A 22,392-nucleotide genomic window follows, 5' to 3' on the forward strand; every position below is an offset into this window, starting at 1 on the left:
GCCTGGTTGTCAGGAGCAGGCGGCCCGCTGTTGAGCGGGCCGCTGTCGCATTTGTCGAGCGTTGAAACGGACAGTGAGATGAACCAGCACGCCACGGCCGAGGCATCCGGTCCGGTCAATATATCGGCCGGGCAAGAAGATGTCGTACGCCTCGTCGACCTCAAGCGCCGCTTTGGCGCGACGCCTGCGCTCGACGGCGTCTCGCTGACGGTGAAGAAGGGCGAGATCCTCGGCATCATCGGCCGCAGCGGCGCCGGCAAGTCGACGCTGATCCGCTGCCTCAACGGGCTGGAGCGGCCGGACTCCGGCGACGTCTTCATCGAGGGCCGCGAGATCGGCCGGCTCGGCGAGCGTGAATTGCAGCCGCTGCGGCGTCGCATCGGCATGATCTTCCAGCACTTCAATCTGCTGTCGGCCAAGACCGTGGAGGACAATGTCGCGCTGCCGCTGAAGATCGAGGGCCGCCCAAAGGCCGAACGGCTGGCGCGCGCCGCCGAATTGCTCCACCTCGTCGGCCTGTCGGAGAAGGCGAAGGCCTATCCGTCCTCGCTGTCGGGCGGCCAGAAGCAGCGCGTCGGCATCGCCAGGGCGCTGGCCGCGCGGCCGGCGCTGCTGCTGTCCGACGAGGCGACCTCAGCGCTCGATCCGGAGACGACGCGCTCCATCCTGGCCTTGCTGAAAGACATCAACCGGCAACTCGGCCTCACCATCCTGCTCATCACCCACGAGATGGAGGTGATCCGCTCGATCGCCGACCGCGTCGCGGTGATCGATGCCGGGCGCATCGTCGAACAAGGCCCGGTGTGGTCGGTCTTTGCCGAGCCGCGTTCCGAAATCACCAGGAGCCTGCTCGGCGGCATCCGCCCGCAACTGCCGGCCGAGATTGCCGGCCGGCTTGCTTCCGGAGGCGGCGCCGAGCTCATCCTCAGGGTCGACGTCGCAGGTGAGGCCGCGCGCGGTCCGCTGCTGTCCGATCTTGCGGTGGCCGTGCCGGGGCCTTTCCGCCTCGTCCATGGTGGCATCGACCATGTCCAGCAGCAGCCGGTCGGCACGCTGTTCCTTGCGGTCGCGGGCAACGATCCGAAACATCTGTCCAAAGTAATCGCATTCCTGAAGGCCCGCGACGCACGGGTGGAGGTGCTTGGCCATGTCGCCGGTTCTGTTTGAACTTCTGCTGCGCTCGATCTGGGAGACGGTCCTGATGACGGCGGCATCGGGCCTCATCTCGCTCGTCTTCGGGCTGCCGCTCGGCCTGGCATTGATTGCCACCGAGCGCGGCGGCATTGCCGAAAGCCTGTGGGTGAACCGCGCGCTCGGCGCCGTCATCAACGGCTTCCGCTCGGTGCCTTTCATCATCCTTCTGGTGGCGCTGATCCCGGTGACGCGGCTGATCGTCGGCACCTCGATCGGCACCTGGGCGGCGATCGTGCCGTTGTCGATTGCGGCGACGCCCTACTATGCCCGCATCGCCGAAGTGTCGCTGCGCGAGGTCGATCGCGGCCTGATCGAGGCGGCACGCGCCATGGGCGGCAATCGCTGGACGATCATCCGCGAGGTGCTGGTGCCCGAAGCTTTGCCCGGCATCGTTGCTGGTTTCACGGTGACGCTGGTAACGCTGATCGGCGCCTCGGCCATGGCCGGCGCCATCGGTGCCGGCGGGCTTGGCGACCTCGCCATCCGCTACGGCTACCAGCGTTTTGAGACCAGCGTCATGGTCGCCGTGGTCATTGTGCTGATCATCCTCGTTTGCGGCATCCAGTGGGTCGGCGACCGGCTGGTCGCCAGGCTGGACCGGCGCGGATGAGCGCCACGAACGTTATTTGCCGGCAGGCTGCCAAACGCAGCGCCGGCTTTCTCCATCGGCGCCGAGATTGGATTGCGCGTTGCTTTGATCGGACCGGCCTGCGTGCCACCGTGACAGCGGAACAAGGAGCTTGACCATGCCCAGGATCGTACCCGTGCTTGATCTCGGCCGTCTCGAACAGGGCGCTTCCGAGCGGCGAACGTTTCTCTTCGACCTGCGCACGGCCGCGCGCGATGTCGGCTTCTTCTATTTGACCGGCCACGGCATATCGGCTGCGGATACCGCAGAAGTGCTCGACGCCTCGCGCCGGTTCTTTGCCCTGCCGGAAGCCGACAAACTGGCAATTGAAATGGTCAAGTCCTCGCAGTTCCGCGGCTACACGCGCGCCGGCGGCGAGCTGACCAAAGGCAAGGCCGACTGGCGCGAACAGCTCGACATCGGCGTCGAACGCCCGGCCATCGAACAAGGCCCCGGCGTGCCCGCCTGGACGCGGCTGCAAGGGCCCAACCAGTGGCCGGCCACGCTGCCCGAGCTGAAGCCGGCGCTACTCGCATGGCAGGCCAAGGCGACGGCGGTGGCGATCCGGCTGCTCCGGGCCTTCGCTTTGTCGCTCGATCAGGCCGAGGACGCCTTCGATCCCGTCTACCGGGCCGAGCCCAACCATCGCATGAAGATCGTGCGCTACCCCGGCCGCGACGCCACCGGCGACAACCAGGGCGTCGGCGCGCACAAGGATGGCGGTTTCCTGACGCTTCTGTTGCAGGACGAGAGCAAGGGGCTGCAGGTCGAATATGACGGTGCCTGGGTCGACGTCGATCCGCTGCCCGACACGCTGGTGGTCAACATCGGCGAACTGCTCGAGCTGGCCTCCAACGAGTATCTGAGAGCAACGGTCCACCGCGTGGTAACGCCACCGGCCGGTGTCGAGCGGATTTCGGTGCCCTTCTTCTTCAGCGCCCGGCTCGACGCCACGATCCCGCTGCTCAACCTGCCCGAGGAACTGGCGGCCGAGGCGCGGGGTCCGGCCAGCGATCCCGACAATCCGCTGTTTCGCAATGTCGGTACCAATGTGCTGAAGAGCCGCCTGCGCTCGCATCCCGATGTGGCGCGCCGGCACTACGCCGATCTCCTGGAAACCGGCGCTCAGCCGGCTGAAATCTTGGAAGACAAGAACGAAATTTCCGCATCCCGCATTGTTTTAGAAAGCCGTTCGTCGCCAACCGCAGCGAATGCGCGCATATAGGAATTATCGTTCGGCGGTTTCCTCCCATTCCACCGAACGGTGTTCCCCTCTGAAGGTTCTTGACCTTCTTTTGGCCGGGCTGCTTTCGCGCCCGGCCTTTTTTATGTCAATAGCTCTTCTTTCTTCCCCACAAGGGGAGAAGGAAGAGGCGCCAGGGGACTTCACCCAAACTTCGGATCAAGGCTGCCCGATTTGTAGCGCTTGGCCATCTCAGCTACCGGCAGCGGCTTGATCTTCTGGGCATTGCCGGCGGTGCCGAACTGCTCGAAGCGCTCCTTGCACAGTTTGCGCATCGCGGCCATGGCCGGCGTCAGGTATTTGCGCGGATCGAACTCGCTCGGGTTTTCGGTCAGCACCTTGCGGATGGCGCCGGTCAGCGCCATGCGGTTGTCGGTGTCGATGTTGATCTTGCGCACGCCGTGCTTGATGCCGCGCTGGATCTCTTCCACCGGCACGCCCCAGGTCGGCTTCATCTGGCCGCCATATCTATTGATGATTTCCTGCAGGTCCTCGGGCACCGAGGACGAGCCGTGCATCACCAGATGCATGTTGGGCAGGCGGCGGTGGATTTCCTCGATGACGTTCATCGCCAGCACCGCGCCGTCCGGCTTGCGTGAGAATTTGTAGGCGCCGTGGCTGGTGCCCATGGCGACAGCCAGCGCATCGACATGGGTGTCCTTGACGAACTCGACCGCCTGTTCCGGATCGGTCAAGAGCTGGTCGTGGCTGATGGCGCCTTCGACGCCGTGGCCGTCTTCCTGCTCGCCGCCGCCGCTCTCAAGCGAACCGAGCACACCGATCTCGCCTTCCACCGACACGCCGCCCCAATGCGCCATGTCGACGACGCGCCGGGTGATGCCGGAATTGTAGGCATAGTCGGCCGGCGTCTTGCCGTCCTCTTTCAGCGAGCCGTCCATCATCACCGAGGTGAAGCCGTACTGGATGGCGGTGACGCAGGTGGCTTCGTTGTTGCCATGGTCGAGATGCATGCAGACCGGGATGTCGGGGTGGATTTCGACCAGCGCGTCGATCAGCTTGGCCAGCACCACATCATTGGCGTAGGCGCGGGCGCCGCGGCTGGCCTGCAGGATGACCGGCGACTTGGTCTCCTCGGCCGCCTCCATGATGGCGAGGCCCTGTTCCATATTGTTCATGTTGAAGGCGGGTACGCCGTAGCCGTATTCGGCGGCGTGGTCGAGCAATTGTCTCAGTGTTATGCGAGCCACCCAATAGTCTCCCGTATCTGGTTTCAAGCGCAACGTCGCGGGCCGGCCGGTTGCCGGCCTAGATGCTTCTGGCCGGATTTCGCCAGAACCGCAACCGTCAGCGGCCATCGTGGCCGCAATTCTTGTTGCAGGGCTGAAATCCGGTAGCCAGCCGGTGAGGCGCTAATCTACCCATTGAGGGGGAGATGGACGGCAGGCCAGAGGGGGTCGGTTCGACTGGAGCGCTAGCGTCCATCTGTCGGTGCTGGGAGGTCGCGTCAGGACGCGCCGACCCCCTCTGTCGCCTTTGGCGACATCTCCCCCTCAAGGGACCCTCAAAGGGGGGAGATTATCCGCGTTCGGGGAACATCGCCTTCAACCCTTCGCGCGAAGCCTTGGCCACACCGCGCTCGGTGATCAGCCCTGTCACGAGCCGTGCCGGCGTCACATCGAACGCCGGATTGGCCGCCGGCGTCGCTTCGGGCGAAACCCGCACCTGCGCAATCTTGCCGTCCGCCGTCTTGCCCCAGACCAGCGACACCTCGTCACCGGAGCGTTCCTCGATCGGGATTTCGGTCAGCCCATCACCCACCGTCCAGTCGATGGTCGGCGAGGGCAGAGCGACGTAGAAGGGCACCTCATTATCGGAGGCGGCGAGCGCCTTGAGATAGGTGCCGATCTTGTTGCAGACGTCGCCATTGGCCGTGGTGCGGTCGGTGCCCACGATCACCATGTCGACCGCGCCACGCTGCATCAGATGGCCGCCGGCATTGTCGACGATCAGCGTGTGCGGCACGCCGTGGCCGGCCATCTCCCAGGCGGTCAGCTGGGCGCCCTGGTTGCGCGGGCGCGTCTCGTCGACATAGACATGGACCGGAATGCCGGCCTCGACGGCGAGATAGATCGGCGACGTGGCGGTGCCGTAATCGACCGTCGCCAGCCAACCGGCGTTGCAGTGGGTGAGGATGTTGACCGGCTCGCCCGGCTTCTTGCGTGCCGCGATCTCCTTGATGATGGCAAGCCCGTTCTCGCCGATGGCGCGATTGAGATCGACATCCTCGTCTGCGATTTCGGCAGCGCGCTTATAGGCCGCCTCCGCGCGCTGTCCCAATACGATCGGCCTGAGGAACCGCCGCATCTCGTCCAGTGCCCAGCGCAGATTGATCGCCGTCGGCCGCGTCTTGTGCAGCGTCTCCCAGACCGCGACGAGCGCTTCGTCAGACGGATCGTCCGCCATCTGGATGGCGACGCCATAGGCTGCGGTGACGCCGATCAGCGGCGCGCCACGAACCCACATGTCACGGATCGCGGTGGCGATGCCGGCAACGCTCCCGATCGTCTCGACCCGGAACTCGTGCGGCAGCCAGCGCTGGTCGATGATCTCGACCGAACGCTGGTCGTCGCTCAGCCAGATGGTGCGGTAGTGGCGCTCGCCGACGTTCAAATCCTGCTCTCCCGTTCGATCAAAGCGGCCAGATTATTGACCTCGTCCATGCCGTGAATCTGGTGCCGGTTGACGGCGATGTGGCGGCCGAATTTCAGCGCCTTGGCCTCGCAGGAGGCTCGCAGATCCTCGTCTTCAATGGTCTCGAAATCGGCATTGTGGGCGAGGCCGAGGATGCGCCGGTGCACCTCGATGCCGGCAAAGCCCAAGAGGTCGGTCCAGATCTGGTGCAGCACATGGTCGAGCGCCTGCTCCGAGGCGAGAATGTCGCCCTGATCCTCGAACAGGCTCTTCTGGTAAAGCATGCCGGTGCGCTCGGTGCGCCATAGATGCGAGAACTCGGCGCGGAACACCGTCCAGGTGTCATTGGTCACCCCGAGCAGATAGGCACGCATGGCGTCACGCTTGCCCTTGTGTTCATGGCCGCGCTGCGAGAAGTAGGACATCCAGAAATTGGCGAGCAGCATGCCGACGTCGAAGGCCATCGGACCGTAGAAGGCGAATTCCGGATCGATCATCCGCGTCTCGGTGTCGGTGACCATGATCGAGCCCGAATGCAGGTCGCCATGCAGCAGCGTCTCGGCGTTGGCGGCGAAGATATGCTTCAGCCGCTGCGCCTCGACCTTGAGGTCGCGGTCGGCGCGCAGCTCGGCGACCAGGCCGTCGAGCTGCGGCGAGGTGTGCCGGTTCAGCTTGGCGTCGAAATAGGGATCGGAAAACACCAGGTCTTCCGTGATGCCGCAGAGCTCGACATTGTCGGCGAACAGCGCCAGGTCGGCCTTGCGGTCCTTGGTCGGCATGGAGAGATCGGAGCCGCGGAACAAAGTGCGGGCCATGAACAGGCCGATGTCGCGGGCGATATTTGGCAACTCGCGGCCGCCGATCAGGGCACGGCGCAGGATGATGTGCGGCGGCGCCAGATATTCCATGATGATCAGCGCCTGGGCTTCGTCGAAATGGAGGATCGCCGGCACCGAACCCGGCGCGCGCGCCTCTTGCCGCGTCAGCGCGTGATACTCGAAGAAGGAGCGTTTGAGCGGCAACGGCCAGCTGTCGCCGACGAGGCGAACATAGGGCAGGGCCTGCTTGACCACGGCCGCACCCGACACGCCCTCGACGATGAAGACGAGGTTGAGATTGCCGTCGCCGACCTCGCGCACCTTCCAGGCACCGGTATCGGGGCCGATTTTTGCGCACAGCGCTTCGTTCGTGCCGAGGCGCGTTGCAAGCGTCTCCACCGACAGTGCTTCGAACGGCAATTTCGCAGTCATTCCTCACCCTCCCGCTTGCTCGCTCAATCATAGTGGAGCGATGGCGGTGAGGCCAAGCTAGGAAGCTGACTGGCAATTGTCAATCGAGTTGACAATTGATGACGTAGCCCATAGCGTCATGGTCAGGGAGGAAACGAATGGGCAATGATGCCGTGTTCCGCGTGGACGGGCTGAGGAAGTCCTTCGGCCATATCGAGGTGCTTGGCGGCGTCTCGCTCGAACTGCATGCCGGTGAGATCACCGTGCTGATGGGCGCCAATGGCGCCGGTAAGTCCACCCTCGTGAAAATTATCAGCGGCGTCTACGACCATGCCGGCGGCACCATGCACCTGGCCGGTCATGATTTCGCGCCGAACACGCCGGCCGAGGCGATCCGCGCAGGCGTCGTCACCGTGCATCAAAACATCAATGACGGCGTCGTCGCCGATCTCGATGTCGCCACCAATCTGACGCTGGATAGGTTGAGCGGCAAGGGCGCGCCGCTGCTGTTCAACCCCGGCCGGGTGCGCCGCGAAGCCAAAGCGGTGGCCGACCGCATGGGGCTCGCCATCGACCTCAAGGCCCGCATCAGCGATCTGTCGCTGGCCGATCGCCAGATGGTGGCCATCGCGCGCGCCATGGCGCACCAGCCGAAAGTGCTGATCCTCGACGAGCCGACCTCCTCACTGTCCAGCGCCGAGGCGGACCGGCTGTTCGCCCTGCTCGACCGGCTGCGCGAGCAAGGCGTCGCCATCCTCTACATCTCGCACCGAATGTCGGATATCAGGCGGCTTGCCGACCGCATCGTCTCGATGCGCGATGGCGTCATCTCAGGCGTCTTCGACAGCGAGCCTCTCGACTATGAGGGCGCCGTTAACGCCATGCTCGGCCGCAAGATCCATCTTGACCGCATCGAAGCCAGGAGTTCTGCCAAGCCGATCCTGACCGTCGATGCCTTGCGCATCGCCCCTGGTGCCCGGCCATTCTCGCTGACGCTCGGCGACGGCGAGGTCGTTGCCATCACCGGCCTCGTTGGCGTCGGCAAGACCGCGCTCGCCGAGACGCTGTTCGGCTTGCGCAAGCCGCTGTCCGGTACGATGACTTTATATGGCGAGCCCTATGCGCCCGCGTCGACCGGCGAAGCCATCGCCGCCGGCGTGTTTCTGGTCGCCAAGGACCGTGGCGAAAACGGCATCGTCGGCGGCTTCAACATCCAGGAAAACATCAGCCTGCCCTTCCACAAGCGCATGTCGCGCTTTTCAGTTCTCAAACGCGGCCTTGAACGCACTATTGCCCGCCGGCAGATCGAGGATCTCGGCATCGTCTGCCGCTCGGAGAAGGACGACATGACCACTCTGTCGGGCGGCAACCAGCAGAAGGTGATGGTGGCCCGCTGGATGGCGCAGGACGCCCGATTGTTCATTCTCGACGAACCGTTCCAGGGCGTCGATATCTCCGCCAGGCGCGACATCGCCGCCAAGCTGAGGGCCAGCGCCAATGGCCGCGCCACGCTGCTGTTCGTCACCGAACTCGACGAGGCACTGGAGACGGCCGATCGCATATTGGTGATGTCCGAGCAGACCATCGTCGGCGAACACCGCAACGCCGATGTCGATCTCGACCGTCTGCTGGCCGAAGTCGCGGGCGGGCCGTTGCACAGTGCGGCCTGAGCCACGATGATTGAAGAACTGAGGGTTGGAATGGAGTGCACGGGTTTGAGTTGGGTATTGACGGCGGGCGCTGAATGATGCTGCGCGATTACGCTATCCGCTACGGGTTCATCGTGCTTCTGTTCGGGCTGATCGCGTATTTCGCCATCGCCGCCGACGGGTTCGTCTCGCCGCAAAGTGCCGTCTTCATTTTCCAGTCGGTCGCCATCACCGGCGTGCTGGCGCTGGGCGTCACCGCCACACTGGTTGTCGGCGGCTTCGATCTCTCGATCGGCTCGGTTGCCACATCGGCCATGATGGCGGCTGCCTATGTCATGGTGGTGCTGGAGCAGAACGTTGTCGTCGCTGTCCTCATCTGCCTGCTCATCGGCGCCCTTGTCGGCCTCATCAATGGCTGGCTGATCGTCTATATGCGCGTGCCCGATCTGCTGGCGACGCTCGGCATGATGTTCGTGCTCGTCGGCCTGCAGCGCATCCCGACTGAAGGACGCTCCATCGCCACCGGTATGACAATGCCGGACGGCTCGGTCGCCAACGGCAAATTCTCCGACGCCTTCCTGGCGCTCGGCCGCCACCGCTTCGACTTCTTCATCCCGAACCTCATTCCGGTCTCGGTGGTCGTGCTGATCGTGCTCGCCGTGCTGATCTGGTTCTTCCTCGAATACACACGCTTCGGCCGCATGATGTATGCCGTGGGCAGCAATGAACGGGCCGCCGAACTCGCCGGCGCGCCTGTCAAGGCATACAAAATCTGGGCCTACGTCATTTCAGGAGTTTTTGCCTCGATCGGCGGGATTTTGCTGGCCGCACGGCTTGGACGCGGTGACATCGCGTCGGGTAATAATCTGCTGCTCGATGCGGTTGCCGCGGCGCTGATCGGCTACGCGGTGCTCGGCGCCGCCAAGCCGAACGCCTTCGGCACCGCCATCGGCGCGCTGTTCGTCGGCATCCTGCTGCAAGGCCTGACGATGATGAACGCGCCTTACTACACGCAGGATTTCGTCAAGGGCGTGGTTCTCGTCGTCGCCCTTGTCTTTACCTTCGCCCTTTCCGGCCGGGGCAGGAGATAGAATGGCTGCCGGGACAGTTTTGGGTTCAACAAACGGAGGAAAGAACGTGAACATCACAAGACGACTTTTGGGGAAGGTCGCGCTCGGATTGGCCGGCGCAACAATGCTGATGCAGGTCCCGGCCTTTGCCGCCGACAAGCCGGCGCCGTTCGACAAGCCCGGCGTCAAGATCGCGCTGGTGCGCTATCTCTCGACCGGCGATTTCTTCCAGGCCTATCTCTCGGGCGTCGAGTCCCAGTCCAAGGCGCTCGGCATCGATCTGCGCGTGCTCGACAGCCGCCAGGACGCCGCCCTTCAATCCGACATGGTCGACCAGGCCATCGCACTCGGCGTGCAGGGCATCATCATCCAGCACGGCCTGACGGAATCGATGAAGGACGCCGCCCAGCGCGCGGTCGATGCCGGCATCAAGGTCGTCGCCTTCGACGTCAATGTCGAAAACCCCAAGATCCCGCAGATCGAACAGTCCGACAAGGACCTTGCGCGCCTGGCGCTCGAGCAGGCGGTCAAAGACAATGGCGAGAGCTGGAACGCCGGCTATGTCTATGTCGCTGGCATCGCGCCGCTCGACCGCCGCAACGAGACCTGGGTCGACGTGAAGAAGAAACATGCCGGCATCAAGGAAGTCGCGATGTTCGGCACGCTCGACAACCCGATCGCCAACTCGGTCGCCAACCAGGCGCGCTCGGTGCTGCAGGCGCATCCCGACATCAATGTGATGTTCGCGCCCTATGACGAGTTCGCCAAGGGTGTGAAGATCGCCGTCGACGAGGCGGGGCTGAACAAGAAGATCAAGATCTACTCCGCCGACATCTCTACCTCGGACATCGCGGCCATGCGCGAGACCGACAGCGCCTGGGCCGCCACCGCCGCCACCAACCCTGCCGTCGTCGGCCAGGTCTCGGTGCGCGCGCTGGCGCAGCTGCTCGCCGGTGAAGATCCCGGCCACAACGTCATCGTGCCGCCGACGCTGATCACCCAGAAGGACCTGATCGACAAGGACATCAAGAACATGGAGGACCTGTCGGCCAAGCTGCCGCAATTCGCCCATGCCGATGTCGCCATGCCGGCCTGGATGCCGAACCCGAACGCGAAGTAGGATCGGACATCTGATAGATGCGAAGGGCGGCATGGGCCGCTCTTTTCATATTGATCGTAAGCCTGCCGGCCTACAACCAATGGTCTGGATCGCGCATCCCGTGGACAATCGCCACAGCGATAACACCATCGGCTGCGGCTCGTAGATGATGATATAGCGGCCTTCGACGAGCACGCGGGCCGTTGCGCTTAACTCGGGCCGTGCGCTGCCCATCTTGGGGTGCTGCGCCGCCAGCTCCAGTCTTTCGAAAATGCGCATCAACAGTCTGTCTGCTGCCTTTTCATTGTCGGCGGCGATGGTGTGCCAGATGTCTCGCAAATCCTGCGAAGCGCGCGGTGTGAGCCTATAGCTAGCCACGGGCGCGGCGTTCTGCCTTCAGGCTGCCGATGAACTCGGTGGGGTCGACAGCCACTGGCTTGCCGCTGCCCATCCCGTCGGCATAGGCCCGCTTCAAGTGCTGGAGTTCGAGCGTGCGCAATTCCTCGCGCTGCTCCCATAAGCGCAGGGCGTCGCGGACAATCTCGCTGTTGGAAGCATAACCGCCACCTTCGATAGCGCTTTGCAGGCGAGCCCCTGCATCATGACCGCCCGACTCGCACCAGCCACCGCGCCGTCCTCGCCATGGAGGCGTGCAGTACCGGAACACCATATTCGATGGCAGGCAGGTCGTGCGGCGCACCCTTGGCGGGGATCGCCAGCATCCGCCCATGCCCGCCCCGCGCCAGGCAAAGCTGCGTCCCATCAGACGGTGTCGCCAGCGCGCCGTCCTTGAAATTGCTCAGCAGCCATTGGCCTTCGCGGGTGACGAAGATGGGAACGGCGTCGTATTTCGCCGGGTCCAGCGCGGCTATGACATTGGTTGCCGAAAGCAGCGACACCTCATGCTCGGCGGAGCGCCCGCCGAACAGCAAGCCGACACGAAGTCTCTTCGCAGCCATCGACAACTCCACCAAGGATCAGGGTCGGAGCTCGCATGCGAAACACAAGGCGCGCCCTAAAGTGGTCGAGCAATAGGCCAAGGATTGGAGTGGATTTTGACCAGTTCGAGCAGTTTTTCAGCACGACCTGCAAAAGCAGTTCTCCGCCTGGAGTCCTTCAGGTGGGAGAGCGGTTCGTCGTTTTGGTGAACGATGAACCGCTCCAGGTCTATGTCTAGCGCAGCGCTGCGGCGATGTTGCCACCGTCGACCGTCGTCACATCGGCGGTGGTGCGTTCGGCCAACGCTTGGTGCAGGAAGGCCTGCGCCACGTCTTCTGCCGTCACCTCCTGTCCGAGCAGATTGCCCGACATGTATTCCTTCTCCGACACGCCGCGCGCGCCGGAACGGCTGGCGATCATGGCGTCGGTCAACAGGCCGGAGCGGATGCGGTCGGCGTTGACCGCATTGGAGCGGATGCCGTGCGCGCCGTAGTCGAGCGCATATTGCCGGGACAGGAATAGCGTCGCCGCCTTCGGCACACCATAGGCGCCGAATTTCGGACCCGGGTTGACCGCCTGCTTGGAGGTGTTGAACAACAACACACCGCCGGTGCCCTGTTCCAGCATGATGCGCACCGCGTTCTGCGCCGCCGACTGGTGGGCGAAGAAGTTGAGCTCGAAACTCTTGCGCAGCAGGGCATCGTCGAGCTCGCCGATGCGGCCTTCCCAGGCGGCACCGGCGTTGGAGACCAGAATGTCGACGCCGCCATAGACAGCGACAGCTTTGTCGAAGGCGGCGCGCAGCTCGGCCGGGTTGGTGATGTCGGCGCCGACGCCGATCGAATTGTTGCCGGCTGCCTTTGCCGCCTCGGCCGCCCTGGCCGCATCGAGATCGACGACGACGGCATGCGCGCCATTGGCGGCGAACAGTTTTGCCGTCGCAGCACCGATCGAGCCGGCGCCGCCAGTGATCAGCACCACCTGGCCGGTCAGCGGCTTCGGCTTGTTGGAGGCGAGCTTGGCCTGCTCAAGCGACCAGTACTCCAGCGGGAAGAGGTCGGCCTTCGATAGAGGATGGAAGCTGCCGACGGCCTCGGCGCCGCGCACCGCCTCGATCCACATCTCGCCGACATCAGATGCGATCTTCGCATCCTTCAGCGTGCGGCCATGGCCGAACATGCCGAGGCCCGGCACCAGCGTCAGCCGCGGCATCGGGTCGAGCATGGTGCGCTCGACGTCGTCCAGCGCGTCGTTGGTTTCGAAATACGCGCGATAGTCGCTGGCGAAGGCCTCGACATGGCTCTTGATGACGGCCTTGTAGTCGCCGGCCTTGTCGGCGTCTGGCGCCGGAACTGCCATCGGCCCGGTCTTGATGCGGATCGACAGGTCCGGCGTCGACACACCGCGTGCGGCATAGTCGGCGATGCCGGCCGAATTGATGAAATCGACAATGGCATCCGAGGTGCGGAAGTCGCTGATCATGCGATCGAAGCGGCCTTCGCCACGCGATACCGCCACCGCGCCGCGCAGCATGGGCGCGATTGCCGCGGGCGTCGCCAGCTTTGCCGGCAGCGTGACCTTGGCCGGCTGCGGCTTGCCGTGCTTGGCGACATAGTCCTCGGCCACGTTCACATAGTGGATCATCCGGTCGTAAGCCTGCCTGGCATCGTCGCCGAAGGTGAAGATGCCATGCTTGTCGAGGATCAGGCCTTCGACGCTGGGGTCGGCGTCGTAGACATCGGCGGCCACCTTGGCGAGGTCGAAGCCGGGCTTGATATAGGGCACGTATCCCATCTTGTCGCCGAACACGGTCTTGATCAGCGGCTTGCTGTCCGCCTGGTCGACGATGGCGAGGATCGCGGTCGAATGCGTGTGGTCGACGAATTTATGCGGCAGGAAGGCGTGCAGCAGCGTCTCGACCGATGGATTGGGGGAGGCGGGGTCGATGAGGTTCGCCCGCTGCAGCGCCACCATGTCCTCGTCGGCGAGGCTGGCCAGCGCACGCGCCTTCAGCAGCGCGCCGAGCTTGACCGCCGGCAGGCCTTGCGGCTCGATCACACCCATGTCCCAGCCGCTGCCCTTGACGCACAGCACATCCCATTCGTCGCCGACGAGATCGGTGGCCTTGGTCTTGCAGGAGGTGTTGCCGCCGCCATGCAGCACCAGCCGCGGCTCGCCGCCGAGCAGCCGGGTCGTGTAGACGCGCAGCGCGAGGTCGCGGGCAACGCCCTTTTTCGCATAGTCGGCAACAAGTCTTTCCGCGTCGTCGTCATTCCAAAGGTTCTTCATGTCGCTATGTCCGCTTTGCTGTCTTGATGTTGCTGTGAACAGGAGTGCCGCGACGCCTTGATGACAATGCGCCGCTGCAAGGATTTCGTTTGTCAGGAAGCCTTTTTTGCCCCCGCGCTGGCTCCGGCATGGTCGAGCAGCCGCCGCGCCATGCCGGCGCCGACGACCAGATGCGTGCAGAGTCCGCCGGCGAGTGCTGCGAGCAGCGGTTCGAACTTGCTGTCTTCCTGCACCACCATCAGCCGCTTTTCGATCTGGCGCAGTGACGACAGCGAAGCCGAGATGACGCGGCGGTTGTAGCTGCAGTCGAGCGCCTTGCCGGCGGCATCGATGATCTGGCCGGCAACGACGCCGGCGGCGCCCGCTTCGCGCAACAGCCCCATCTCGCCGGGGCTGAGCGCGCCGCATTTGACGACATGGCTGTCGCCATCGACGGTGCCGACCGAATAGAGCGCCAGATCGCAGTTGGCAATATCGGCCAGTTGTTCGCGGATCACCGGTTCGGCGCGCAGCCCATGCGCCAGCAATTCCGTCGTCAGCACCAGCGGCGCGTAGAAATTGAGGCCCTTGGCGTTGAGCCGCCGGGCGATCTCCATCGTGCACTGGTCGGGACGGTAGGAGTAGGGCGCGCCGAGATTGCCGCAGAGCTGCACAACGGTGACGTCCTGCAGGTCGGCATAGGACATGACGTCGGCGATGGTGTAGACGGTGCGGCCCCAGGCGACGCCGATCCGGTCGCCCTTCTTGACCAGTTCGAGAAAGACGCCCGCCGCCAGCACCGCAACGTCCGTCGAAGGGTCGACGACATAGGCATTCTCCGGCGCGATCCACACCGCATCAAGCTTGAGCGCGTCCTCGAGCTGGCGCGCAAGCACGTCGTCGGTGAACAGCTGCGTCGAGGTCGAGATGTTGACGATGCCGGTCTCGCGCGCCTTGCGCAGATACATGGCGACCGAGGCGCGGGAGATGTTAAGCTGGCTGGCGACCTGGTCCTGGCGCAGGCCATGGGCATAATAGAGCCATGCGGCCTTGTGGATAAGCTGTTCTGCCGGTCGGATCGCCATGCCGTCTCCTCGGCTGACATTATTCACGCCTCTCGACAAAAGTCAAACTGGCGTGGGTACACGATACCTCTTTGCCCATCGAATCTGGACGATCATTGCGCCAAATGTGCCCGGTCGGGAATCGCCGATGGTGACGTGGCGGGAACCTGTGGTTAGAAGTTCTCAACAATGAAAATTCGGGGAGCACGGGATGGGCAGTCACTACGAGCAGGATCTCGGCAAGAACGCCGCCAACCATCAGCCGCTGACGCCGCTCACCTATCTGGAGCGGGCGGCAAGCACCTATCCCGATCATGTCGCCATCATCCATGGCAGCCAGCGCATCACCTATCGCACCTTCTGGCAGCGCTCGCTGAAGCTCGCCTCGGCGCTGTCGAAGCGCGGCATCGGCAAGGGCGATACCGTCACGGTGATGCTGTCGAACACGCCGCCGATGCTGGAGGCGCATTTCGGCGTGCCGATGACCAAAGCGGTGCTGCATTCGCTCAACACAAGGCTCGATGCCGCCGTCATTGCGTTCCAGTTCGACCATGCCGAGACCAAGGTGCTCGTCGTCGACCGCGAATTTTCCGCTGTCGTCAAACAGGCACTGGCACTGGCCAAGGTGAAGCCGCTGGTCATCGACTATGACGATCCCGACTATGCCAGCGATGCACCCTATCCCAAGGGCGAGCGCATCGGCGCGATCGACTATGAGGGGTTCGTCGCCGGCGGTGACGAGGGCTACGCCTGGTCGATGCCCGACGACGAATGGGACGCCATCTCACTCAACTACACCTCAGGCACGACAGGCAACCCGAAGGGCGTCGTCTACCACCATCGCGGCGCTGCCCTGATGGCTTACACCAACACCATCCATGCCGGCATGGCCAAGCACGCCGTCTATCTCTGGACACTGCCAATGTTCCACTGCAATGGCTGGTGCTTTCCGTGGACGATGGCGGTCCAGGCCGGCACCCATGTCTGCCTGCGCTGGGTGCGGCCGAAGCCGATCTACGATGCCATCGCCGACCACGGCGTGACGCATCTGTGCGGTGCGCCGGTCGTCATGTCGGTGCTGATCAACGCCAGGGACGAGGACAAGCGGACGTTCCCCCAGACGGTGACCTTCAATACGGCGGCAGCACCTCCGCCGGAAGCGGTGCTGTCGGGCATGGCCGATGCCGGCTTTGCCGTCACCCATCTCTACGGGCTGACCGAGACCTATGGCCCGGCGGTCGTCAACGAATGGCACGGCGCCTGGGACGGTCTCGACAAGGGCGAACGCAGCGCCAAAAAGGCCAGGCAGGGTGTGCGCTATGCGGCGCTGGAAGGCCTGACCGTGATGGACCCGGGGACGATGCAGAAGACGCCGGCCGACGGCGAGACGATCGGTGAGGTCATGTTTCGCGGCAACATCGTCATGAAGGGCTATCTGAAGAACAGGAAGGCGACCGAAGAGGCCTTTGCCGGCGGCTGGTTCCACTCCGGCGACCTCGGCGTCATGCATCCCGACGGCTACATCCAGCTCAAGGACCGCTCCAAGGACATCATCATCTCCGGCGGCGAGAATATTTCATCGATCGAGGTCGAGGAGGCCCTCTACAAACACCCGTCCGTGGCGTCCTGCGGCGTCGTCGCCAAGGCAGACGACAAATGGGGCGAGGTGCCGGTCGCCTATGTCGAGTTGAAGCCCGGCAAGGCGGCAAGCGAGACCGAGATCATCGAACACTGCCGCGCGCTGCTCGCCCGCTTCAAGGTGCCGAAGGCGGTGATTTTTGCCGAGATCCCGAAGACATCGACGGGGAAGATCCAGAAGTTTCAGCTGCGGGAAATGGCGAAGGGATCTTAGTTCCAGAGCGCAACGGCACGCGCAAGGTCGAGTTCGCGCACACCCTCTGTCACCAAATTATACGCGTACGTCGAATTCGCATTGACACTTCCCTCTTTTCGATTTACGACTGACGAAAGTTGAAATTCGTCACTCATAAATCGACAGAGAGCCATGTCCGAAGCCGCCAGCATAATGGCCGACTCCACCCGCCAGGAGAATGTCACCCGCATTCTCGACTGTGCCGAACGCCTGTTCCGGCACTATGGTTACGGCAAGACCAATGTCGCCGACATCGCCCGCGAACTCGGCATGTCGCCGGCCAATATCTACCGTTTCTTCGCCTCCAAGGTCGAAATCCACCAGGCCGTCTGCGGCCGCATGCTCCTCGCCAGCTACAACATGGCCTACGAGATTTCCCGGTTGCCGATCAGCGCCGAGGAGCGGCTGCGCCGCTACGTGCATGCGCAGTACAAGATGACGCTGGAAGTCATGCTCGACGACCAGAAGGTCCACGAAATGGTCATCGTCGCGCTCGAGCGCGACTGGGGCGTCATCGACAAGCATATCGACAGCATTCACGACCTGTTTGCCGAGGTCATCCGCGAGGGCATCGAGGCCGGCGAGTTTGCCGACCAGGATCCGGTCATCGCATCGCGCTGCTTCGGCGCCGCCACCGTCATTCTGTGCCACCCGCAAATGGTGGCGCAGTGCCTTGCCAAGACCAATCGGGCGATGCCCGACGATCTCATCGATTACGCGATCAAGGCTCTGAAGTAATAGCCGCCGCCCGCCGGGCGCCGGTGTCGACCGTTCATCTCCAGTCGGGAGTACGAAAGTGTCTTTGTCCAGTTCCATCATCCGCAAGCTGCCGGTCGCCGGCCTGATCGTCGCCACGCTCGGGCTCGCCGCCTGCAGCCAGGAGAAGACCGAGGTCCAGGACATCATCCGTCCGGTCAAGGTGGTCGAGATCGGCCAGGCCGAAAAGAGTCGCGAACTCACCTATTCCGGCTCGGTGCGAGCCCGTACCGAAATGAACCTCGGCTTTCGCATCTCGGGCAAGGTCACTGAGCGCCTGGTCGACATCGGCCAGCATGTGACGACAGGCGATGTGCTAGCCCGTATCGATCCCACGGACTATGAGCTGTCGGTCAAGAGCGCCAAGGCCAGCCTCGACGCCGCCGAGCGGCAGGTCGAGACGGTCGATCTGTCCCGCAAGCGCGCCGAACAGCTTTTTGCCAAGAACTTCACCTCCAAGTCGCAACTCGAACAGGCGACGCTGAGCTACAACCAGGCGGTAGCGACGCGCGATGCCGCCCGCTCTACCCTTGCCCAGGCGCGGAACCAGGTCGTGTACACCGATCTCAAGGCGAGCGAGAACGGCATCGTCACGGCGGTCTCGGCCGATGTCGGCCAGGTGGTCGGCGCCGGAACGCCTGTGATGACCGTTGCCGTCGACGGCGAAAAGGAAGTGCTGATCGCGGTTCCCGAAATGGACATCGCCGCCTTCAAGCCGGGAAAGGACGTCAAGGCCAGCTTCTGGTCCGATGACGCGCTGGCGCTCTCCGGCAAAGTGCGTGAAGTCGCCGGCAGCGCCGACCAGCAGTCGCGCACCTTTGCCGTCCGCGTCTCGCTGCCCGACGACCCGCGCGTGCTGCTCGGCATGACCGCCAACATCGAGGCCTCGGTGGCCAAGAAGCAGGAGATGGTGTCGATCCCGCTCAGCGCGCTTGCGGAAAAGGATGGTCGCAAGATTGTCTGGACCGTCGACCGCGCCGGCGAGACGGTGCACGAGCGCCTGGTCAAGATTGCGGAGTTCACCGCCGATGGCGCCAGCGTCGCCGAGGGGCTCAACCCGGGGGATGTCGTCGTTGCCGCCGGCACCCAGTTCATGACCGAGAATCTCAAGGTCAAGCTGACCGGCGATGCGGTCCAGGCCGCCTCTGCGGAAGGCGATGCCGCAAAGGCCCTGCGCTGACCGCAGGCATGAAGCCGGCTTGATCGTCGCTTCGGCGAAAGGGCTGGGCAAGCGAATTCAGGGTTTCCGGGCGGCGAGCGCCCGATGGTCGAGACGCCAAGATCGAGTTCCCCCGCATCGATCCGCGCGTCCCACCGCGATGAGTGTCTCTCCGCTCGGAAAGCCTCGCCGCCCGGAAGCCAGCATCGGAATACCTGAAGCCGCATGCCGAGGGTGTGCGCTCACGATCAACGAATTGGACTGACGCCGATGACCACCACCGACAGCAATGAAAAGCAGCCTTTCAATCTTTCGCGCTGGGCCATCGGCCATCCCTCGATCGCGCGCTTCTTGTTCGGTCTGATCATCATTGCCGGCGCGCTCGGCCTGATGCGCATGGGCCAGAAGGAAGACCCCGATTTCACCTTCCGCGTCATGGTCGTCCAGGCGATCTGGCCGGGCTCCTCGATCCAGGAGATGGAAGACCAGGTCGTCAACAAGATCGAGCGCAAGCTGCAAGAAACGCCGCACCTCGACTTCGTCCGTTCCTACACCCGCGCCGGCAGCGCCATCATCACCGTCCAGATCAAGGGCGACACCAATGCAGAGGAGGTGAAGGACGCCTTCTACCAGGTGCGCAAGAAGGTCGGCGACATCTCCGGCGACCTGCCGCAAGGCCTGCTCGGGCCCTATTTCAACGATGAGTTCGGCGACACCTTCATCACCCTGCACTCGATCGGCGGCGACGGCTACAGCTATCCGGAGCTGAAGAAATTCGCCACCCAGGCTCGCGACATGCTGCTGACGACGCCGGGCGTCGAGAAGGCCGTCATCATCGGCGACCAGCCGGAGAAGCTTTATATCGACGTCTCGTCCAAGGCCCTGGCCGAACGCGGCCTGACGCTGACCGACCTGCAGAACGCCATCAAGGGCCAGAACAATGTCGATCCGGCGGGCTCCGTCGACACCGGCCTGCGCTCGGTGCGCATCTCGGTCGAGGGCGATGTCACCAGGGCTGCCGACATCAGGGAATTGCGCCTGCGCGCCGGTGGTCAGGTGACACGTCTTGGCGACATCGCCACCGTGAGTTCCGGTCTCGAAGATCCCTATCAGCGCAAGTACCGCTTCAACGGCCACGAAAGCGTCCAGGTCGGCGTCGTCATGGCCAAGGGTTTCAACGTCAGGGACGTCGGCACGGATGTCGAGGCGACCTACAAGCGCTTTGAGGAAGCGCTGCCCTACGGCGTTGCGGTCGACCAGATTTCCAACCAGCCCGAGGTTGTCAAGGACGCCGTCAACGAGTTCATGGAGGCGCTCGGCGAGGCGCTGCTGATCGTGCTTGCTGTCTCGCTGCTGTCGATCGGCTGGCGTTCCGGCCTGGTCATCGCCATTGCCATTCCGCTGGTGCTGGCCGCCACCTTCGCCATCATGTACGAGCTCGGCATCGATCTGCAGCGCATTTCGCTCGGCGCCCTGATCATCGCGCTCGGGCTGTTGGTCGACGACGCCATGATCGTCGTCGAGATGATGGAGCGCAAGCTGGAGGAGGGGCTGGTCAAGATCGAGGCGGCGAGCTTCGCCTATTCCTCGACCGCCTTCCCGATGCTGAGCGGCACGCTGATCACCATAGCCGGCTTCATCCCGGTCGGCTTCGCCGCCTCGACCGCAGGCGAATATGTGCGCACGCTGTTCTATGTGGTCGGCATCGCGCTGGTCGTGTCGTGGTTCGTCGCCGTCTATTTCACGCCGTGGCTGGGCTATATGATCCTCAAGCAGCGCAAACACGCCGGCAACCATCATGACGCCTTCGACACCGGCTTCTACCGGCGGCTGCGCGCCACGGTCGGCTGGGCGGTGCGCCACCGCATCATCGTTCTGGTGATGACGCTGGTCACCTTCGCCACCAGCCTGTGGGCGTTCCAGTTCATCCCACAAAACTTCTTCCCGCAATCCTCGCGGCCGGAAATCCTCGTCGATCTCTGGTTGCCTGAGGGAACCTCGATCAAGGAAGTCGAGACGCAGGCCAAAGCGCTGGAAGCCCGGATGATGGACGACAAGGACAAGCGCTTCATCGCCACCTATATCGGCGAAGGCGCGCCGCGCTTCTTCCTGCCGCTCGACCAGCAATTGCGCAATCCGAACTATGCGCAGCTTCTGGTGATGGCCAATGACGAGCCAGCGCGTGAGCGGCTGATCCTCAAGCTGCGCTCAGTCCTGGCGCAGGATTTCCCTTCGATCCGCTCCAAGGTCGACCGTCTGTTCCTCGGCCCGCCGACCGGCTGGCCGGTGCAGATGCGCATCATGGGTCCGGACCGCCAGGAGGTGCGCCGCATCGCTGACCAGGTGAAGGCGAAATTCGCCGAAAATCCACTGCTCGGCGCCGTCCATGACGACTGGCTGGAGCCGGTACCGGCGATGAAGCTGGTCATCGACCAGGACCGCGCCCGTGCGCTTGGCGTCACCTCGCAGCGCATCCGCCAGATGCTGCAGGCAGCGATGTCCGGCGCGCCGCTCGATGACTTCCGTGATGGCGAGGAGACGGTTTCCATCGTCGCCCGCGAACCGGACGCCAGCCGCAGCCTGCTGTCCTCGGTCGACTCGGTCTATATCCCGACCGATTTCGGCGGCTTCGTGCCGCTGTCGCAGGTGGCCAAGGTGGTGCCGGTGCTCGAGCAGGGCGTCGAATGGCGGCGCGACCGCCTGCCGACCATCTCGGTGCGCGCCACGCTGCCGGATGGCGTGCAGTCGAACGACGTCGTCACCAAGCTCTACAATGACATGCAGGGCATGCGCGCCGGCCTGGCGCCCGGCTACAAGATCGAGATCCAGGGCGGTGCGGAAGATTCCGCCGAAAGCCAGGCCTCGATTGCCGCCAAGGCGCCGATCATGCTGGCCGTCATCGTCGTGCTCCTGATGATCCAGCTGCAGCATTTCGGCAAGGCGATGCTCGTGCTGGCCACCGGTCCGCTCGGCATCATCGGTGCGGCGGCGGCGCTGTTGATCAGCGGCGCGCCGTTCGGCTTCGTCGCCATCCTCGGTGTCATCGCGCTGCTCGGAATCATCATGCGCAACTCGATCATCCTGGTCGACCAGATCGATCAGGACATCGCCAGGGGGATGGACCGATCGGAGGCCATCATCGGCTCGGCCGTGCGCCGCTTCCGGCCGATCGTGCTGACGGCGATGACGGCGGTGCTGGCGCTGATCCCGATCTCGCGTGCGGTGTTCTGGGGACCGCTCGCCTACGCCATGATGGGCGGCATCCTCGTCGCCACCCTACTCACCATCCTGGTGCTGCCGGCAGGCTACGCGCTGTTCTTCGGCCGCGAGCCGAAGAAAGGCAGGAAGCCGGCTGATGAGGCGGTGCAGGACAATGACAGGCCGCCATTGGCGCTGGCCGCCGAGTAGGCGGTGCCGGCGCACAGGATGCACCTTGGAAAAGGCTGGAACGCCGTACGCTTGACGTGCGGCGTTCTGGCTTTCTCCTTGCCGGGGCACCGAGCACCCAGGCAAGTATCTCAACACCAGGCGGGTTCATCAAAATAGTTTGGACGGCCACCTGTATGAAA

General features: G+C 63.9%; 17 protein-coding genes and 1 pseudogene. 10 read left to right on the plus strand and 8 right to left on the minus strand.

Features of this window, described 5'->3' with window-relative positions:
* Positions 1–78: 78 nt before the first annotated feature.
* The 3 genes from NKH22_RS13475 (at position 79) to NKH22_RS13485 (ending at position 3,047) form a co-directional block, all read left to right on the plus strand.
* Positions 79–1,167, plus strand: coding sequence for a methionine ABC transporter ATP-binding protein (locus NKH22_RS13475; RefSeq protein WP_352909786.1), 1,089 nt, complete (start codon positions 79–81; stop codon positions 1,165–1,167).
* Complete coding sequence (locus tag NKH22_RS13480; RefSeq protein ID WP_023668578.1) at positions 1,148–1,804, plus strand: methionine ABC transporter permease; 657 nt, start codon at positions 1,148–1,150, stop codon at positions 1,802–1,804. The genes NKH22_RS13475 and NKH22_RS13480 overlap by 20 nt, the downstream gene beginning before the upstream one ends.
* Before the next feature lie 136 nt (positions 1,805–1,940).
* Positions 1,941–3,047 carry an isopenicillin N synthase family dioxygenase gene (locus NKH22_RS13485; protein WP_352909789.1) on the plus strand — a complete coding sequence of 369 codons (1,107 nt, stop codon included), beginning with the start codon at positions 1,941–1,943 and terminating at the stop codon, positions 3,045–3,047.
* 161 nt (positions 3,048–3,208) lie between these two features.
* Here NKH22_RS13485 and fba read toward each other — a convergent pair whose 3' ends face one another.
* From fba to mtnK, 3 genes are all read right to left on the minus strand, one after another.
* Complete coding sequence (gene fba, locus NKH22_RS13490) at positions 3,209–4,273, minus strand: class II fructose-bisphosphate aldolase (RefSeq protein WP_023687044.1); 1,065 nt, start codon at positions 4,271–4,273, stop codon at positions 3,209–3,211.
* A 328-nt stretch (positions 4,274–4,601) separates the two neighbouring features.
* Positions 4,602–5,696, minus strand: a complete 1,095-nt coding sequence (mtnA, locus tag NKH22_RS13495) for an S-methyl-5-thioribose-1-phosphate isomerase (protein WP_352909792.1) — start codon at positions 5,694–5,696, stop codon at positions 4,602–4,604.
* Positions 5,693–6,967, minus strand: a complete 1,275-nt coding sequence (gene mtnK, locus NKH22_RS13500) for an S-methyl-5-thioribose kinase (protein WP_023834846.1) — start codon at positions 6,965–6,967, stop codon at positions 5,693–5,695. The genes mtnA and mtnK overlap by 4 nt, the downstream gene beginning before the upstream one ends.
* A 137-nt stretch (positions 6,968–7,104) precedes the next feature.
* Between mtnK and NKH22_RS13505 the strand changes: the two genes are divergently transcribed.
* The 3 genes from NKH22_RS13505 (at position 7,105) to NKH22_RS13515 (ending at position 10,785) form a co-directional block, all read left to right on the plus strand.
* Entirely contained in the window at positions 7,105–8,616 is a 1,512-nt protein-coding gene (locus NKH22_RS13505; protein ID WP_352909795.1) for a sugar ABC transporter ATP-binding protein, read from the plus strand.
* 74 nt (positions 8,617–8,690) lie between these two features.
* Positions 8,691–9,686 (plus strand): ABC transporter permease, encoded by a 996-nt coding sequence (locus NKH22_RS13510; RefSeq protein WP_352909798.1) that lies wholly within the window; start codon positions 8,691–8,693, stop codon positions 9,684–9,686.
* A gap of 46 nt (positions 9,687–9,732) precedes the next feature.
* On the plus strand, positions 9,733–10,785 hold the full coding sequence (locus NKH22_RS13515; RefSeq protein WP_023692173.1) for a substrate-binding domain-containing protein: 1,053 nt from the start codon (positions 9,733–9,735) through the stop codon (positions 10,783–10,785).
* 45 nt (positions 10,786–10,830) lie between these two features.
* Here NKH22_RS13515 and NKH22_RS13520 read toward each other — a convergent pair whose 3' ends face one another.
* The 5 genes and pseudogenes from NKH22_RS13520 to NKH22_RS13540 all read right to left on the minus strand — a co-directional run bounded on the left by NKH22_RS13520 (position 10,831) and on the right by NKH22_RS13540 (position 15,056).
* Positions 10,831–11,142: a type II toxin-antitoxin system RelE/ParE family toxin gene (locus NKH22_RS13520; RefSeq protein WP_352803394.1), complete on the minus strand. Its 312-nt coding sequence runs from the start codon at positions 11,140–11,142 to the stop codon at positions 10,831–10,833.
* The gene (locus tag NKH22_RS13525; protein ID WP_031197917.1) at positions 11,135–11,350 is read right to left on the minus strand and encodes a ribbon-helix-helix domain-containing protein; all 216 of its coding nucleotides are present in this window, start codon (positions 11,348–11,350) and stop codon (positions 11,135–11,137) included. The genes NKH22_RS13520 and NKH22_RS13525 overlap by 8 nt, the downstream gene beginning before the upstream one ends.
* Positions 11,351–11,381: 31 nt before the next feature.
* A pseudogene (locus tag NKH22_RS13530) lies at positions 11,382–11,723 on the minus strand (D-alanine--D-alanine ligase A); the annotation flags it as partial.
* 214 nt (positions 11,724–11,937) lie between these two features.
* Positions 11,938–13,992, minus strand: a complete 2,055-nt coding sequence (locus tag NKH22_RS13535) for a bifunctional aldolase/short-chain dehydrogenase (protein ID WP_352803391.1) — start codon at positions 13,990–13,992, stop codon at positions 11,938–11,940.
* Between the two features lie 92 nt (positions 13,993–14,084).
* The gene (locus NKH22_RS13540) at positions 14,085–15,056 is read right to left on the minus strand and encodes a sugar-binding transcriptional regulator (protein ID WP_023692168.1); all 972 of its coding nucleotides are present in this window, start codon (positions 15,054–15,056) and stop codon (positions 14,085–14,087) included.
* Between the two features lie 190 nt (positions 15,057–15,246).
* Between NKH22_RS13540 and NKH22_RS13545 the strand changes: the two genes are divergently transcribed.
* The 4 genes from NKH22_RS13545 (at position 15,247) to NKH22_RS13560 (ending at position 22,231) form a co-directional block, all read left to right on the plus strand.
* Positions 15,247–16,887 (plus strand): acyl-CoA synthetase, encoded by a 1,641-nt coding sequence (locus NKH22_RS13545; protein WP_023820978.1) that lies wholly within the window; start codon positions 15,247–15,249, stop codon positions 16,885–16,887.
* A 153-nt stretch (positions 16,888–17,040) separates the two neighbouring features.
* Positions 17,041–17,646, plus strand: a complete 606-nt coding sequence (locus NKH22_RS13550) for a TetR/AcrR family transcriptional regulator (RefSeq protein WP_023668564.1) — start codon at positions 17,041–17,043, stop codon at positions 17,644–17,646.
* A 58-nt stretch (positions 17,647–17,704) separates the two neighbouring features.
* Positions 17,705–18,844 (plus strand): efflux RND transporter periplasmic adaptor subunit, encoded by a 1,140-nt coding sequence (locus tag NKH22_RS13555; RefSeq protein WP_352909802.1) that lies wholly within the window; start codon positions 17,705–17,707, stop codon positions 18,842–18,844.
* A gap of 249 nt (positions 18,845–19,093) precedes the next feature.
* The gene (locus NKH22_RS13560) at positions 19,094–22,231 is read left to right on the plus strand and encodes an efflux RND transporter permease subunit (protein ID WP_352909804.1); all 3,138 of its coding nucleotides are present in this window, start codon (positions 19,094–19,096) and stop codon (positions 22,229–22,231) included.
* Positions 22,232–22,392 lie beyond the last annotated feature (161 nt).

It is taken from the genome of Mesorhizobium sp. M1252 (genome assembly GCF_040318265.1).
Taxonomy (GTDB): Bacteria; Pseudomonadota; Alphaproteobacteria; order Rhizobiales; family Rhizobiaceae; genus Mesorhizobium.